Source organism: Actinophytocola sp. NPDC049390, assembly GCF_044466355.1.
In the GTDB taxonomy this organism is placed as follows: domain Bacteria; phylum Actinomycetota; class Actinomycetes; order Mycobacteriales; family Pseudonocardiaceae; genus Actinophytocola.
The window spans coordinates 95020-111149 of the sequence record NZ_JBITMQ010000007.1 but is presented as its reverse complement, the minus strand read 5'-3'; the positions used below and the strand labels follow the sequence as shown (position 1 = coordinate 111149).

General features: G+C 70.0%; 12 protein-coding genes. 5 read left to right on the top strand and 7 right to left on the bottom strand.

Annotated features, from left to right (window positions below; all coding sequences use genetic code 11):
• Positions 1 to 72: 72 nt before the first annotated feature.
• From ACIBVP_RS20935 to ACIBVP_RS20925, 3 genes are all read left to right on the top strand, one after another.
• Entirely contained in the window at positions 73 to 1857 is a 1785-nt protein-coding gene (locus ACIBVP_RS20935; protein WP_396107852.1) for an ABC transporter ATP-binding protein, read from the top strand.
• A complete protein-coding gene (locus tag ACIBVP_RS20930; RefSeq protein ID WP_396107851.1) occupies positions 1854 to 3689 on the top strand; it encodes an ABC transporter ATP-binding protein in 1836 nt (611 codons plus the stop codon). The genes ACIBVP_RS20935 and ACIBVP_RS20930 overlap by 4 nt, the downstream gene beginning before the upstream one ends.
• A 366-nt stretch (positions 3690 to 4055) precedes the next feature.
• Positions 4056 to 4469 carry a DUF5959 family protein gene (locus tag ACIBVP_RS20925; protein WP_396107850.1) on the top strand — a complete coding sequence of 138 codons (414 nt, stop codon included), beginning with the start codon at positions 4056 to 4058 and terminating at the stop codon, positions 4467 to 4469.
• Here ACIBVP_RS20925 and ACIBVP_RS20920 read toward each other — a convergent pair.
• Positions 4466 to 5041, bottom strand: coding sequence for a DUF2537 domain-containing protein (locus ACIBVP_RS20920; RefSeq protein ID WP_396108157.1), 576 nt, complete (start codon positions 5039 to 5041; stop codon positions 4466 to 4468). The genes ACIBVP_RS20925 and ACIBVP_RS20920 overlap by 4 nt on opposite strands.
• A gap of 24 nt (positions 5042 to 5065) precedes the next feature.
• Complete coding sequence (locus ACIBVP_RS20915; protein WP_396107849.1) at positions 5066 to 5845, bottom strand: TrmH family RNA methyltransferase; 780 nt, start codon at positions 5843 to 5845, stop codon at positions 5066 to 5068.
• Between the two features lie 178 nt (positions 5846 to 6023).
• Between ACIBVP_RS20915 and ACIBVP_RS20910 the strand changes: the two genes are divergently transcribed.
• Complete coding sequence (locus ACIBVP_RS20910; RefSeq protein WP_396107848.1) at positions 6024 to 7520, top strand: glutamate-cysteine ligase family protein; 1497 nt, start codon at positions 6024 to 6026, stop codon at positions 7518 to 7520.
• A gap of 301 nt (positions 7521 to 7821) precedes the next feature.
• Here ACIBVP_RS20910 and ACIBVP_RS20905 read toward each other — a convergent pair whose 3' ends face one another.
• From ACIBVP_RS20905 to ACIBVP_RS20895, 3 genes are all read right to left on the bottom strand, one after another.
• Positions 7822 to 9096, bottom strand: a complete 1275-nt coding sequence (locus ACIBVP_RS20905; protein WP_396107847.1) for an MFS transporter — start codon at positions 9094 to 9096, stop codon at positions 7822 to 7824.
• Between the two features lie 89 nt (positions 9097 to 9185).
• Positions 9186 to 9632, bottom strand: coding sequence for a MarR family winged helix-turn-helix transcriptional regulator (locus ACIBVP_RS20900; protein WP_396107846.1), 447 nt, complete (start codon positions 9630 to 9632; stop codon positions 9186 to 9188).
• A 41-nt stretch (positions 9633 to 9673) separates the two neighbouring features.
• Positions 9674 to 11119 (bottom strand): NCS2 family permease, encoded by a 1446-nt coding sequence (locus tag ACIBVP_RS20895; RefSeq protein WP_396107845.1) that lies wholly within the window; start codon positions 11117 to 11119, stop codon positions 9674 to 9676.
• Between the two features lie 20 nt (positions 11120 to 11139).
• On the opposite strand from ACIBVP_RS20895, the gene ACIBVP_RS20890 reads away from it, so the two are divergent.
• Positions 11140 to 11427 carry a DUF2530 domain-containing protein gene (locus ACIBVP_RS20890; RefSeq protein ID WP_396107844.1) on the top strand — a complete coding sequence of 96 codons (288 nt, stop codon included), beginning with the start codon at positions 11140 to 11142 and terminating at the stop codon, positions 11425 to 11427.
• 330 nt (positions 11428 to 11757) lie between these two features.
• On the opposite strand, the gene ACIBVP_RS20885 is transcribed toward ACIBVP_RS20890, so the two are convergent.
• Together ACIBVP_RS20885 and ACIBVP_RS20880 are read right to left on the bottom strand one after the other, a co-directional pair.
• Positions 11758 to 14544, bottom strand: a complete 2787-nt coding sequence (locus ACIBVP_RS20885) for a sacsin N-terminal ATP-binding-like domain-containing protein (protein ID WP_396107843.1) — start codon at positions 14542 to 14544, stop codon at positions 11758 to 11760.
• Positions 14541 to 16085: a DUF3027 domain-containing protein gene (locus ACIBVP_RS20880; RefSeq protein WP_396107842.1), complete on the bottom strand. Its 1545-nt coding sequence runs from the start codon at positions 16083 to 16085 to the stop codon at positions 14541 to 14543. Before ACIBVP_RS20880 ends, ACIBVP_RS20885 begins: the two co-directional genes overlap by 4 nt.
• Positions 16086 to 16130: the final 45 nt, after the last annotated feature.

Sequence of the window (16130 nt, the reverse complement as noted above, 5' to 3'; positions counted from 1 at the left end):
GCTGGCACCAGAAAACCGGATGCCGCGCACGGGGCGCCTCGCATACCGTCGAAGCGGCACCGTGGGGAGATCATGAGCACAACTCAGTCACATCAACCTGCCCGCAGCACCAACATCGCAGCTCTGCGGCGTCTCGGCGCCTACCTCCGACCGGTCCGCGGCCGCATGATCGGCTCCGGCGCGGCGGTCTTCGGCTCGATGCTCTGCGGGCTCACCATCCCGCTGCTGATCCAGCGGATCCTGGACGGCCCGGTCGCCGACCGGGACACCACCCAACTCACCTGGCTGATCATCGCCATCGCCGTACTGGGCACCGGCGAAGCGGTTCTGTTCTACACCCGGCGACGCCTGATCGCCGGTCCCAGTACGTCCGTGGAGGCGGAGCTCCGGGACGACCTGTACCACCACCTACAGCGCCTGCCGATCGCGTTCCATGACCGGTGGCAGTCCGGCCAGTTGCTGTCGCGCGCCGTGTCGGACCTGTCGACGTTGCGCCGGTTCATCGCGTTCGCGTTCATCTTCCTGATCGTGAACACGGTGACGCTGGTGGTCGGGCTGGTCGTCCTCTTCGTCCTGTCGCCGGTCCTCGGGATCATCTCGCTCGCGTGCACGGCGCCGCTGGTCCTGATCTCGACGCTGTACGAGTCGAAGTACGCCGTGCTGGCCCGCCGCGCGCAGGACCAGAACGGCGACCTCGCCACCACGGTCGAGGAGTCGGTGCTGGGTGTCCGCGTGCTCAAGGCGTTCGGCCGCGGCCGACACCTCGCCGACCGGTTCGCCGCCGACGCCAGGGCGCTCCGCGCGACCGAGCTGCGCAAGGTCCACGTCATCGGCCTGCTGTGGGCGGCGATCATCGTGCTCCCGGAGATCGCGATCGGCGGTCAGCTGTTGTTCGGCACGTTCGCGATCGTCGACGGCACGATGACGGTCGGCACCCTGGTCGCGGGCGTCACCGTGGCCACCTACCTGCGTTGGCCGACCGACTCGATCGGCTGGCTGCTCGCCGAGACCAACCAGGCCGCGACCGCCGCCGCCCGCTACTGGGAGGTGCGCGACGCCGAGGTGACGATCACCGACCCGCCCGCTCCGCGCCCGCTGCCGACGCCCGCACGCGGCCACGTGCGGTTCGAGAACGTCCGCTTCGCCTACCCGGGCAGCGACGAGGAGGTGCTCCGCGGCATCACGCTCGACCTGCGCCCCGGGGAGACGATCGCGCTGGTCGGCGCCACCGGCACCGGCAAGACGACGTTGACCGCCCTGGTCGGTAGGCTCGCGGACGTCACCGGCGGCAAGGTCACCATCGACGGCGTCGACGTCCGCGACCTGGCCATCGCCGACCTGCGCGCGACCGTCGCGACCGCGTTCGAGGAGCCGGTGCTGTTCTCGGCGAGCGTGCGCGAGAACGTGGCGCTCGGCGCGACCGACGCGACGGAAGCTGACGTGCGTCAGGCGCTGCGGGTCGCGTCGGCGGACTTCGTCGACGACCTGCCGTGGGGCCTGGACACGCGCATCGGCGAGCAGGGCCTGTCCCTGTCCGGTGGCCAGCGGCAGCGCCTGGCGCTGGCGCGCGCGGTCGTCGGCAAACCGTCGGTGCTCGTGCTGGACGACCCACTGTCCGCATTGGACGTTCACACGGAAGCCGAGGTCGAGCACGCGTTGCGCAGTGTCCTGACCGACGTCACCGCGCTCGTGGTGGCGCACCGCCCGAGCACCGTGCAGCTCGCCGACCGGGTCGCAATGCTCGCCGACGGCCGCATCACCGCGGTGGGCAGGCACTCGGAACTCCTTGCCACGAACCGGGAGTACCGCGCACTGCTGTCCACGATGGACGAAGAACCGAGCGAGGTGGTCGCGTGAGTACCACGACCGAGGAGGAGTGGCGCGGCGTCGCGGCCGAGGACAACGAGGAGATCGACGCGCTCGTCGGCGCCCGCCTGCAGGCGCGGTCCCGGCGGCTGCTGACGTCGCTCGTGCGACCCCGGCTCGGCATCGCGCTGCTGGCGTTCGGCCTGGTCGTGTTCGAGAACGTCCTGACGCTGGTCGGCCCGCTGGTGATCGCGATCGCCATCGACACCGGCATCCCGGACGCGGTCGACGGCGACACGACCGTGCTCGCCTGGTGCGTCGGTACCTACCTGCTGTCAGGTATCGGCGCTGCGGGCACCAGGTTCGCGTTCCTGAAGGTCGCGGGCCGGTTCGGCCAGGACGTGCTGCTCGACCTGCGGCAGCGGATCTTCCGCCACGCGCAGCGGCTGTCGATCTCGTTCCACGAGAAGTACACGTCCGGCAAGGTCATCTCCCGCATGACCAGCGACATCGACTCGCTGCACGACCTGCTGGAGGACGGCCTGGACGGCCTGCTCACGGCGGTCCTGTCGGTGGTCGGCATCGCGATCATGCTGCTGGTGCTGGACGTGCCGCTCGCGCTGATCGTCCTGGCGGGCCTGGTGCCGCTGATCTGGGTGACGCGCTGGTTCTACCTGCGGTCACGGCACGCGTACCGCGACACCCGAGGCGCCATCGCGAAGATCATCGTGCAGTTCGTGGAGACCATGAACGGCGTGCGCGCGGTGCAGGCGTTCCGCCGCGAGGACCGCAACGAGACGATCATGGCGGCGCTGAACGACCGCTTCCGGGCGGCCAACAAGGAAGCCCTGATCGTCGTCGCCCGCTTCACGATGACCGTGCGCTGGGTGGGCAACGTGACGCTGGCGATCGTGCTGGCGATCGGCGCGGTGCGGGTCGTCGACGGCGGGCTGGAGTTGGGCGTGCTGACGGCGTTCATGCTGTACCTGCGCCGCTTCTACGACCCGCTGGACGAGCTGGCGATGTTCGCGAACTCGTACACGTCGGCGATCGCGGCGCTGGAGAAGATCTCGGGCGTCCTGGAGGAGGAACCGACGGTCGTCGAACCGGCGGACCCGAAGCCGCTCCCGGCGAGGACCACGGGCCGCGAGATCGACTTCGACCGGGTCGAGTTCCGCTACTCCGCGACGACGCCGGTGGTGCTGCCGACGTTCGACCTGCGCATCCCAGCCGGTCAGACGGTCGCACTGGTCGGCGCGACCGGTGCGGGCAAGTCGACGCTCGCGAAGCTGGTCGGCCGCTTCTACGACCCGTCCGAGGGTGCCGTGAAGATCGACGGCATCCCGCTGTGTGACGTGGCGGACGAGGCGCTGCGCCACGAGGTGGTGACCGTGACGCAGGAGAACTTCCTGTTCGCGGGCTCGGTCGCGGACAACATCGCGCTGGGCCGCCCGACCGCGTCCCGCGCGGAGGTCGAGTCGGCCGCGGCGGCGGTGGGCGCGCACGAGTTCATCGCGGCGCTCCCCGACGGCTACGACACCGACGTCCGCAAACGCGGCGGCAGGCTGTCGGCGGGGCAACGGCAGATGGTGGCGTTCGCGCGGGCGTTCCTGGCGGACCCGTCGGTGCTGGTGCTGGACGAGGCGACGTCGAGCCTGGACGTGCCGACCGAGCGGGCGGTGCAGCAGGCCCTGGAGTCCGTGCTGGCGGACCGGACCGCGTTGATCATCGCGCACCGCCTGTCGACGGTCCTGATCGCGGACCGCGTCCTGGTGGTGGAGGGGGGCAGGATCGTGGAGGACGGTTCCCCGGAGGAGCTGATCGAGGGCCGGGGCGGTCGGTTCGCGGCACTGCACCGCACGTGGCTGGAGTCGCTGGCCTGAGCAGGACGCGGGACGGCCGGACATTGACGTGGCGGGCGGTGATCCGCTCGGCGTCCGGCCGCCGCGAGGTGCGGCCACGCACCCCGGTCGACCAGCGGCACCTTCACCCTGCCACCACACACAATGCCGTGACCCTCAACTGACCAGCGCAAACCGCGAAACCGCCCGGTGCCCAACCCCCACCCGATCCCGGGGGCCACCCGCCATGCCAGTCTACCGGTACACACCGACAGAACCGGTGATGTGGATCTTGCCTGTGGACAACCAGGTGACCTGTGGACAACCTCCAGCGAACCGGGGCCGGAGGCCGGGCGACAGCCGTCGTGAGACTGTTTCCCCACCGCACATCCACCCTGGGGAGCACAGATGGCCGACCCGATCGACCTCATCCACCTGGAAGGACACGGCAACAAGGTCGTCCTCCGCATCACCGGCGTCGAACCGGGTGAGCTGTTCTCGTCGCTGACCGGCGAGTTCCTGATCGAGACGCCGTTCGTCCGAGGCCGCCTGCACGCGTGGTTCTCCCGCGACGACCTGTGGGAATGGCGTGACGCGCTGGACGCCCTCGACGTGGGTGAGGACGTCGCCTGGCGCGCGGACGCCCGCGGCGCCTCGGTGTTCGTCGAACGCTTCACGGACCGGGACCTCGCCCTCATCACCATCAAGGACGACGAGGGCGCCGCCACCGCGGTGACGGTGACCGTTCCCATGCCCGACTCGTGGTTCGACGACGCGTACGAACGCCTGGACCTCGTGCTGAAGACGTTGCCCCCGGCCTAGAAGATCACGAACGGCAGCGCGACCCACGCGACGCCGATGCCCGCCGCCACCCCGTAGGCGACCCACCGCCAGATCGGCTGCCGGTGGACGAGCCACAGCGACGGCAGGAGCCCGGCCGTCACGACCACGTTCGACGCCAGCGCGAGCAGCGAGTACGTCTCCGCCAGCGTGACCGCCAGCGTCACCACCATCACGACGACCAGCACCGCGCTCGCGGCCGACACCACCAGTCCCGGCAGCCACGGCGTCGGCTCCGCGGGTCGCGGCCGGGCCACGGGCGTGGGCCCGGGTGACGGCTCGACCACCGCCTCCGCGCCCGACAACGGATCGACGTACCGGACGACGACCCCCAACGACGTCGCCACCCGGCCCGCCAGCTGCAGCCCCCGTCGCGACACGACGGCGCCCGCTGCCGTGCCCGGCTCGGCGCGCCGGACCGCCGCGGCGACCTTGGCCCACTCGTGGAGCGCGTCGGTCAGCTCGGTGCCCAGCGGCAGGCGGTCCGGCTCGGTGACCGCGACACCGTCGTCACCGACCAGGACCGCACGCTCGCCGTTCGCGCGCAGCTGTATCCCCGACATCGACACCTTCCGAAACTATCGGCCCGCCCCGAGAGCGTAGAAGGTGACCGCGCCCGCGGTCGCCACATTGAGTGAGTCGACGCCACCCACCATGGGGATCTTCACCGCCACGTCCGCCGCCGCGATCGCCTCCGGCGTGAGCCCGGGCCCCTCCGACCCGAGCATCACCGCTGCCTTCGCAGGCGGCTCGACCGACGACAGGTCGGCCGCGCCGTCCGGCGTGAGGGCCATCACAGTGAAGCCGTTGTCCTGCAACAGCTTCAACCCGTCCGGCCACGGTGACAGCGTCGTGAACGGGACGGCGAGCACGTGTCCCATGGAGACGCGGACACTGCGCCGGTAGAGCGGGTCGCTGCAGCCCGCCCCGAGCAGGACGCCGTCCACGCCAAGCGCGGCGGCGTTCCGGAACAGCGCGCCGAGGTTCTCGTGGTCACCGACGCCCTCCAGCACGGCGAGCCGCCGGGCACCGTCTATCACGGACGAGACGGGCAGCGGCTCTGGCCGGTCGGCCATCGCGAGCACGCCGCGGTTCAGGTGGAAGCCGATCACCTCGGCCATCACCTCGGCGGTCGTCACGTACACCGGCGCGTCGACCGGCGGGAGGGTCTCGAGCTTCCGCCGGACGCCGAGCATCGACCGCAGCGGGTAGCGCGACGCGAGCATGCGGCTCACGGCGATCGTGCCCTCGGCGATCACGAGCCCCAGCCCGCCGGGCCGGTCGGGCCTGCGGTCGGCGGTGCGCAGGAAGCGGTACTCGTCGAGCCGCGGGTCGTCCGGGTCGGTCACCTCAATCACGCAATCATGGTTCCACACGGTGAGAATGTGTTACGTGAGGCACACGCATGTCTTGCTCTGCGTAACAACCGAGGTGAAACGATGCACCGTTTTGGCCCCTAGTAACAGCTTCCACCGTGTGTAACGGTTGAACTTCCCGCGCACACGCCGACTGCTCGGATCGGCTGGGAGGGGCGGTATGGGACAGGATGTCGGGGCCGGCACGTTCGATCGATCGGCTCGCCAGCGTTACCGCTTGAAGGTTCAGCGTTGTCTGGACGCCCTCGCGAGAATGCTCACGGAGGGCGGTTTCTCCACGTCACCACCGCGAATAGGGCTCGAGATCGAGCTGAACCTGGTGGACGACGCGCTGCAGCCCGCGATGGCGAACACGGTGGTGCTGGAGAAGCTCGACGACCCGTCGTTCACGACGGAGCTGGGCCAGCACAACCTGGAGCTGAACGTGCTGCCCCGGCCGCTGTCCGGCGACGAGGCGAGCCAGTTGGAGACGGAGCTCTGCACGTCGCTGACCGACGCGAACCTCAAGGCACAGGACGCGGGCGCGACGCTGGTGATGATCGGCATGCTGCCGACGTTGCGGAGCGAACACTTCAAGGCGCGCTGGCTGTCGGCCAACGCGCGCTATTCGCTGCTGAACGACCAGATCTTCGCCGCGCGCGGCGAGGACATGGTGCTGTCCATGGACGGCCCGGCGATTCCCGGCCAGCGCGGCGAACGGCTGCGCAGTTCCGCGGACTCGATCCTGCCGGAGGCGGCGTGCACGTCCGCGCAGTTGCACCTTCAGGTGCCGCCGGAGGAGTTCGCGTCCCACTGGAACGCGGCGCAGTGCCTCGCGGGTGTCCAGGTGGCAATTGCCGCCAATTCCCCGTTCCTGTTGGGGAAGGCACTGTGGCACGAGACCCGGATTCCCTTGTTCCAGCAGGCAACTGACACCCGCCCCGAGGAACTGAAGAACCAGGGTGTGCGCCCGCGCGTGTGGTTCGGGGAGCGGTGGATCACGTCGATCTTCGATCTGTTCGAGGAGAACGTGCGCTACTTCCCCGGCCTGCTACCGGAAATCGACGACGAGGACCCTGTCGAGGCACTCGACAACGGCACGGCGCCCAAGCTCGCGGAACTGCGCCTGCACAACGGCACGATCTGGCGGTGGAACCGCCCGGTGTACGACCTGATGGACGGCGTCCCGCACCTGCGCGTGGAGAACCGGGTGCTGCCCGCGGGCCCGACGGTGGTCGACCTGATCGCGAACGCGGCGTTCTTCTACGGCGCACAGCGCGCGCTGGCGACCGCGGAACGTCCGGTGTGGACGCAGATGTCGTTCCAGGCGGCGGAGGAGAACCTCTACGCCGGTGCGCGGCACGCGTTCGACGCGCAGCTGTACTGGCCGGGCATCGGCTGGGTACCGCCGGACGAGTTGGTGCTGCGCCGCCTGCTGCCGATGGCGCACGAGGGGCTGCGTGACTGCGGCGTCTCGGACGCCGTGCGGGAGCGGTACCTCGGCGTGATCGAACAGCGCTGCCTGGCGCAGCGAACCGGCTCGACCTGGCAACGCGAGACGGTCGCGAGCCTGGAAGCGCGCGGCCTGGACCGCGACGCGGCACTGGTCGGCATGCTGCACCGCTACGTGGAACTGTCGGACACGAACCAGCCGGTCCACACCTGGGCAGTCATCTAGCAGGCTGGCTTTAGCCCGGAGCCGCAATCAGCGAGTTGTCCACAGGCAAGATCGACAGCGCCCCGATTGTCACCCCCACCAGGTAGACTGGCATGGCGGGTGGCCCCCGGGATCGGGTGGGGGCTGCTTACGTGACGGTCCTGGGTTCAGGTCGTTGCGCGAAATGTGTGCTTGACCTGGCCATTCATAGACGAGACCCCCACTCCGAGCAGTGCCGTCTGCCGAACCGGAGCGGGGGTCTCGCTGTTCCCGAACTGACTGCCGCTCCCACCACGAAGCGACGAGCTAAGGTTAGCCTAACTTAATCAACGCGCGCAAGCTCAGGCGTGCGGGCCACCGCGGGACGACGGACCCACGGCAGCCGTGACCGCACCTGAATGCCGCCCCGACGTGCGAGGATCCACCCGCACACCACCGTCGACAGCACGGCGACCGCCCCGCCGATGATGAACGGCGAGCGCCCGCCGAACTCCGCGGCCATCCACCCGGTCATCGGCGCACCGATCGGGTTGCCGCCGATGAACACCAGCATGTACAGCGCCATCACGCGCCCGCGCATCTCCGGCGCGGTCGACAGCTGGATCGTGCTGTTCGCCGTGTTCATGAACGTCATCATCGCGAGCCCACACGGGATCAGCGCCAGCCCGAACGCCAGGTACGTCGGCATCACGCCCACCACGATCTCGAACACGCCGAACACGAACCCGGCGCCGACGAGCAGCGCCAGCCCGGGCTTGCGCCGCGTGCTCCGCCGCACCGCCAGCAGCGCGCCCGCGAAACTGCCCACCGCGAGCAGCGTCGACAGCAGTCCGTACCCGTCCGCCTCCCGGTGGAACACGTTCGCCGCCGCGATCGCCAGCGTCGTGAAGAACGTGAACGCGAACGTGCTCACGCAGAACACCAGCACCAGCACGGCCATGATGTCCGGCCGCCCGCGCACGTACCGCAGCCCGGCCATCAGCTGACCGCGCCGCGACGAGGGCGCCGCCACGCGGTGCAGCTCGCCAGGGTTCATCCGGATCAGTCCGTAGATCACCGCGAGCGTCGTGACCGCGTTGACCAGGAACACCCAGCCCGTGCCGGTCCAGATGATCATCACGCCCGCGATCGCCGGGCCCAGGATGCGCGCCAGGTTGAACGTGGACGAGTTCAGCGCCACCGCGTTCGCCAGGTGCTCACGGCCGACCATCTCACCGACGAAGCTCTGCCGCACCGGCGGGTCGAACGCGGTGAACACGCCGAACACCAGGCACAGCAGGTACACCTGCCAGAGCTGCACGATCCCGCTGACGTCGAGCAGTCCCAGCGCCAGCGCGCTCAGCGCCATCCCGGCCTGGATGAGCACCAGCAGCTTGCGCTTGTCGACGCGGTCGGCCAGCACCCCGGCCCACAGCGTGAGGAACAGCGTCGGCAGGAACTGCAGCGACGCCGCGACCCCGAGCGCGACGGGGTCGTAGCCGGACAGCTCGAGCACGAGCCAGTCCTGTGCGATGCGTTGCATCCAGGTGCCGATGTTCGACACGGCCTGCCCGGACGCGAAGAGCCGGTAGTTGCGTACTCGCAGTGCCGCGAACATGCTCCGATGCTCGGTGGGCGTCTTCGAGTCCTCGGCGAGTCCGGCTCGAGAGGTTGACGAGTCTGTAGTTAGTTCTCTCTTTTCCGCCACTAATCCTGTTGGCTCGCCATCCGGTCGATGATCTCCGCCGCGCGGGAGAGCAGTTCCCGTTCCGCGTCGGTGAGTTCCGCGAGCCGCTTGTCCAGCCAGGCCTCGCGCGCGGAGATGTCCGCTTGGATGTGCGCGCTCCCCTCCTCGGTGATCTCTACGATGGCCTGCCGGCCGTCACTGGGATGCGGTCGACGGCTGACGTAGCCGAGCTCCTCGAGTGCAGCGATCACCCTGGTCATGGAAGGGGGCTGGACAACCTCCTTGGCCGCGAGCTCACCTGGGGTGAGCGGGCCGCATTTGTACAGGCAGAACAGTGCGGAAAGCTGGGTGAGCGTGACCGAGGAGCTGGTCCGCTGGGCGCGAAGCCTGCGGTTGAGCCGCACTACCGCCAGCCGTAACCGGCTGGTCAGGGAGCTCTCGGCTACGTCGTGCTCCTTGTTCGACACTTCGTTAGCATACCTCACGAATTGACCCCAGTCACTCACGTTCAGCCGAAGGCTGCCCTGATCGGCCCGATCGCGAAGTAAACCACGAAGGCGGCGGCCACGATCCACATCAGCGGGTGGATGCCGCGAACACGGCCGGTCGCCGCGCGGATCAGCACGTAGCTCACGAACCCGGCGCCGATGCCGTTGGCGATCGAGTACGTGAACGGCATGACCACGATCGTCAGGAACGCGGGCAGCGCGATCGTGAAGTCGGAGAAGTCGATCTCCTTGATCTGCGCCATCATCAGCACGCCGACGATCACCAGCGCGGGCGCGGCCGCCTCGACCGGCACCGAGTTGTACAGCGGCGTGAAGAACATCGCGGCGATGAACAGCAGACCGGTGACGACGTTCGCCAGGCCGGTCCGTGCGCCCTCGGCGATGCCGGACGCGGACTCGATGTAGACCGTGTTCGAGGACGACGACGCCGCACCGCCCGCGACCGCGCCGAGCCCGTCGACGAACAGCGCCTTGCCGGTGTTGGGCAGCTTGCCGTCCTTGTCGACGAGGCCCGCCTCCTTGCCGAGGCCGGTCATGGTGCCGATGGTGTCGAAGAAGTCGGTGAGGACGAGCGTGAAGACCAGCAGGACGGCGGTGATGATCGGCACCTGCACCCAGGCGTCGAAGTTCACGTCGCCGAGCAGCGACAGGTTCGGGGTGTCGACGACCTGGTCGGGCACGCCCGGGTAGCCGAGGTTCCAGCCCTTGGGGTTGGTGCCCATCGACGGCCCGGCGTCCACAATGGCCTCGAGGACGATCGCGAACACGGTGGTGGCGATCACGCCGATGAGGATCGCGCCCTTGATCCGCCGCGCGACGAGGATGCCGGTGAGGATCAGCCCGACGACGAACACGAGCGTCGGCCAGGACGCGATCGAGCCGTTGATCCCGAGACCGACGGGCACGGTCGTGTCGGCGGCGTCGGGCAGGCGGCGCACGAACCCGGCGTCGACGAGACCGATGAGCGTGATGAACAGGCCGATGCCGACGGCGATCGCGGCCTTGAGGGACGGCGGCACCGCGTTGAACACGGCCGTCCGGACGCCGGTGACCACGAGGATGAGCACGATCACACCGTTGACGAGGACAAGCCCCATCGCGGCGGGCCAGGACATCTGCGGTGCGATGGAGACGGCGACGAAGGCGTTGATGCCCAGGCCGGTGGCCATCGCGAACGGGTAGTTGGCGACGAGTCCGAAGAGGATCGTCATGATCCCGGCGACGAAGGCGGTGACCGCGGCCACCTGGTCGATCGGGAGAAAACCGCCGAACTTGTCGGTGTGCGCCGGAGCGTCGGGGAAGGACCCGATGATCAGCGGGTTCAGCACGACGATGTACGCCATCGTGACGAACGTGACCAGCCCGCCGCGGACCTCCCGGCCCACGGTGGAGTTCCGCTCGGTGATCTTGAAGAACCGATCGAGGGCAGCTGTCCTGGTTGCCATGGCCCGGTAGCCTCGCGCATGTGTCCGACGTAGGGAAACCCGACCCGGGAATCGAAACACAGAAGTCACCTCCCCCGCTCCCCGACCGGCTGCTGGCACTGCCGCCGCTGGTGTACGTGGGGACGGCGGCATGGTTGGTGGCGCTGTGCGCACTGCTCGTCGGGCGGTACGTGTTCGACGTGTTCCCGCCGATCTGGCTGTGGACGGCGCTCGCGGGGACGATCCTGGGCCTCATCGGCTTCCCGATCATGGCATGGCAACGCCGAGCCAACCGCCGAGGCAGCCGAGGCGCGCAACGCATCCGGTAGGACCGAGCGAAGCGTCGCGCAATGCCGGGCGCAAGCACACAAAGACGGCCTGCCAGCCGTCCCCGAGATCAGCCCGTCCGGCGAGGACACCACCCACGCAGGGGCAACCCAAACCCACGCTGACCAGCGAAAACAAGCCCCCAGTACGTAACCTCAACCCCCACCCGATCCCGGGGGCCACCCGCCATGCCAGCCTACCGGCACCCACCGACAAAACCGGGCCCGCAACGGCCACCTGTGGATAACCGGGTGACCTGTGGACAACCACCGTCTCGGCGCCGCCGCCTGTCGGTCCCGCCCGCTACGCTGGAAATCGGGGGCCGGAGGCCGTCACACGTCGTGGTTCTCGGGGTCCTCCAGCAGCGCCACCAGCAGGTGCCGCTCCTCCCACCGCTGCGTCACCCAGGCCAGCGCGCGCCCCAGCCCGGCCGTCGAGTCCGCACAGTGGACGGCCCCGTCCGCCACCCACCACGCCACCGGCCGCCCCGCCACGGCGAGCCCCTCGTGGACGACCGGCCCGCCCTCCGGCACCGGCATGCCGACCAGGTCGCACGCGTCCACCACCGCACCGAGGTCCGCCCACAGCACCGGCGACCCCACGGTGTCCGGCCCGGCCGGCGCGCCCTCGGACGCCAGCGGGATGTCGAGCAACTCGGCCAACGACGCGGCCAGGTCCGCGTCGACCGGCACGTAACCGTCGGTCACCGGCGCGAGCCACGGCACGTCGAGCACCGCGCCGTTGTCGGTCACCTCGCCGTCGGCCGTGCGCACCTCCGCGGGCGGGTCGAGGTCGGCCGGGTCGACCACGCCGTCGCGGACCGCCTCGGCCAGCGCCGTGTACGCCCGCCGGACGGCCCCGCGCGTGATCGTCCGGGCCGGGTCCGCGAGCCGCACGAGCAGGTCCTCAGCGTCCTCAATGGACTCGACGACCAACTCGGCGCGCACGCCCATCAGCTCCTGGAGCCGCGGCTCCAGGTCCGTTGGCGCCACGTCGTACAGACCGGCGAGCGACGTCGCGTCCGGCAGGCGCCAGTGCGCGGGCGGCTGCCCGGCCAGGAGCGCGTGATGCGCGATCCACCACGCCGTGTAACCACCACGCAGCACCCGCCACGTTTCGGGCTCGCTCGCGAGCAGCCGGATCGCGGCCGGCCACGCATCGTCGGCGACCAGGTCGAGGTCCCGGATCGCCTCCAGCCGTTCGGGTGGTTCCGGCTGGTCGTCCCACCAGTCGGCCTCGTCGGCGAGGTCGTGGTCGGGCCCGGACGGCGCCTCGTCGACGACGACCGTGAAACCGTCCAGCACCCCGACCGCGGCGAGCACATGCGGTGACCACAGCGCGGCGATGTCTTCCGCGAGCACACCGACGGGTGAATCCTCGGCAAGAACGGTGAGAAACGCCGTGCCAGGGAGCGCCAGCTCGTCGGCACGGCGGGGCTCGCCGGACGCGTCACGCAACGCGAGCGCGCCGAGCCACGGCTCGTCCCCGGGACGCAGGCCGGCCTCGTTCACCAGTCGCAGCACGGTGTTCGCGAGACCGCTCGTGTCCAATCCGGACTCGGCGTCCTCGATGCTGTGCTCGACCTCGGTGACCATGGCGGCGAGCAACTCGTCCGCACCACCGTGCCGGGCGCCGAGCCGTTCGAGCAGCGGGTGCACGGCGTCGGGGTGCACAACGTGCACACCCTCCAAAGTGGACAGATCGAGGTCGGCGATCAGAACACCGCGCGGCCCGGGCACAGTGCGTCCGTCCGCCAGCGGCACCGGCAACCCGCCCAGGTCATCGACGGCGGAACGATCGTTGTCGACGATCTTGTCGAGCGCCTCGTAGAGCATCCGCCACTCGGCGGCGGGACGGCCTACCCCCGTCAGCGCATCGACCACATCGGACAGTCGTAACCGCACGACGTCGACCGCGGCGAGCGCGGCCGCCTGCTCGACGAACTCGGCGCGCACCAGCCCCGGCACGAACGAGGCGACGGAGTCGGCGAGTTCCTTGCTGGGCACGGGAAGCAGCCGCGCCTCGGCTGGCGCGAGCAGCTTGTCGTCGAGCGCGGACGGCAGCCACGGCGACACCCGCAACTGCTCCAGCACCGCGTCCCGCAACTTCTCGTCCACTTCGGACAACGGAAAACGGGGCAGCGGTACGATCTTCGGCCGCTGGACCGGTTCGAGGTGGTCGAGCAACCGCGGATACGCCCGCGCGGCGGCGGCGAGCACGTGATCGGTGGCATCACCGGGCCGGACCCGCCGACGCGACGGCTCGATGGGCAACGTCGCGATCAGCCGAGCAGGCAGGGAAAGACGCTCATCGGTGGGCGTGGGCGCGTGGAGAACGTCGCTTTCCCGTGGCACGGGCGCACCGTCGGCCCCGCCCTGGAGCGCCCAGCAAATCGTCCACTGTGGACGAGCCTCGGCGCCGAGCGACGGATCCGAGGGCAACTCCCCACGATCACGGACGACGACCCATCGCGTGACTCCGTCGGGCCCGTGGATGTCCGAGCCGTCCCGCCACCAGACGTCGCCGCCGATCTCGATGCGGGCAAGCCCGTCGAGTGACAGCAGGACGTCGAGGGCCTGACGCCGGAACTCGTCGAGGTCGATGCCGACGCCGTCACGCAGCGGCAGCCGCACCTCGGTGGTGAAGCCGCCGGGCGGCGTTTCGTCGACAGGCCAAGGAAGACGCAGCACAGGAACCCGGTCGGCCCCGGCCTCACGCCGAGTGCGCTCGACATCGAACGCCACCCCACCGGAGGTGGACACGATCCGCGGCGCATCACACACCGTGAGCACAGCGGCGAAGCCGACACCGAACCGCCCGACCCCGTGCTCCTTGGCGGAAGCCCGCAACGACGCGAGCGCCTCGACTCCTTGCCGGGTAAGGGCTTGCCCGGTGTTGGCGACACGCAACTCACCGTCCACGAGCGACACACGCATGACACCGTCGTTCCCGGCGGCGTCGGCGGCGTTCTGCGCGAGTTCGATGAGCAGCCGATCCCGGTACCCGCCGAGGACGAGGTCCTCCTCGGCGTTGGCGTCCTCACGAAGGCGAGTGGGTGAGGACCGCCATGCCCCGAGCACCGACTCCCGCAACCCGGCGGTGTCGAAGGGATCGGTCACTCGCGGGAGGCCGACTCGTCGTTCCCGGCCGTCTCGTCGGTGACCACTGGCTCGATCGCGGCGGGCGCGGCGTCCTCGACCGCCGCGGAACCGACAACCGGCACCTCGTCAGCCAGAGCCTCAGCTGTCACGCCCGACTCATCCACGGTTGGCGAGGGAGCACCCGACTCGTCCACCACCGGACCAGGCTCCGGCTCCCCGGAGGCCTCCTCAGCACCAGACTCGTCCGCAACCGGAGCCACGTCAGGCTCCACCGGCTCCACCGGAACCGCAGCCGAACCACCAGACTCCAGCTCACCCGAAGCATCACCGGCCGCAGAGTCCGAAACAGCACCAGCCGACTCGTCCGCGACCGAAGCTATGGCAGGCGCCTCCGGCTCCTCCAGAACCGCAGCCGAACCACCAGACTCCGACTCACCCAAGGCATCACCGGCCGCAGAGTCCGAAACAGCACCAGCCGACTCGTCCACCACCGGAGCAGCCTCCGGCTCACCGGAGGCCTCCTCAGCACCAGACTCGTCCACGACCGGAGCCACAGCAGCAACCACCGGCTCCACCGGAACCGCAGCCGAACCACCAGACTCCCGCTCACCCGAAGCATCACCGGCCACGGAGTCCGAACCAGCGGCCGTATCACCGGCTCGCACGTCATCCGGCTCCGCGGACACCACTTCAGCGGCACCCACGGCCCCACCGGAAACCCCGGAGTCCGACTCGTCCGCGGCCCCCTCCGGAGTCACGGTCGACGCATCGACGGCCTCGAGAACCGCGTCCGAGGAAGGCACCTCGTCGACGACAGCCAACGGCTCGACGTCCAGCTGAGCGTCGTCGTAGATGAGGTCGGCCACCAGAACCGGACTGACCTGCTCCACCTCGGCCTCGGAGTGCGCCCCGCACCCGTACTCGGCGTGCACCACGTGCCCGTCCGCCGGGGAGAACTCGTTCCCGCACGTCCCGAAAGCAGCCCGCATGGACCCGGCCAACGGCAGGTAGAACCCGCACGTGCCGCAGTGCGCGGGCGCCGAACGCGCCATGTCCGACCGAGGCCCGAAGTCGCTCTGCAGCCACCGGTCGGCCGCGTCGAGCCGGGCAGGCCGCGACATGACCCGGACCCGCCCGAGCCCGGCCTCCGCGGCGACCTCCTCGACCGCCGGATCGTCGGACGCCACGTAGGCGGGCACGAGCCGAGGGTCGTCCGGCGACGTCGGGAGCAGGTCGCCGACCCCGAGGTCACCGGCCTGGACGCGCTGCTGCCACGGGATCCACTCCGGCGCCACCAGCGCGGTCGGCCCCGGCAGCAGGACCACCTCGCTGACGGTCACGTCGCTGGTGGGCCCGGCGGACGTGATGGTCACGGCCCACCGCCAGCCGTGGTAACCGGGCTTGCCGGCTTCGAAGAGGTGGGTGACCGCGGCCGAGTCCTCGATCTGGTACTCGACGTAGTCCCCTACGCGCTCGTCGCCCGCCTCTTCCTGCGCGGCGGCACGCGCGAGGTCGACCTCCGCCACCAGGGCGGGGTCGATCAGGTCAGACTGCTGCACGTTCATCACCTCCGATTGTGCCCCACCGCCCGATCGCGCCCGACG

Coding starts and splice junctions, on each gene's coding strand:
- ACIBVP_RS20935 (WP_396107852.1), top strand. CDS start 73: ATGAGCACAACTCAGTCACATCAACCTGCCCGCAGCACCAACATCGCA.
- ACIBVP_RS20925 (WP_396107850.1), top strand. CDS start 4,056: ATGGCCGACCCGATCGACCTCATCCACCTGGAAGGACACGGCAACAAG.
- ACIBVP_RS20910 (WP_396107848.1), top strand. CDS start 6,024: ATGGGACAGGATGTCGGGGCCGGCACGTTCGATCGATCGGCTCGCCAG.
- ACIBVP_RS20905 (WP_396107847.1), bottom strand. CDS start 9,096: ATGTTCGCGGCACTGCGAGTACGCAACTACCGGCTCTTCGCGTCCGGG.
- ACIBVP_RS20895 (WP_396107845.1), bottom strand. CDS start 11,119: ATGGCAACCAGGACAGCTGCCCTCGATCGGTTCTTCAAGATCACCGAG.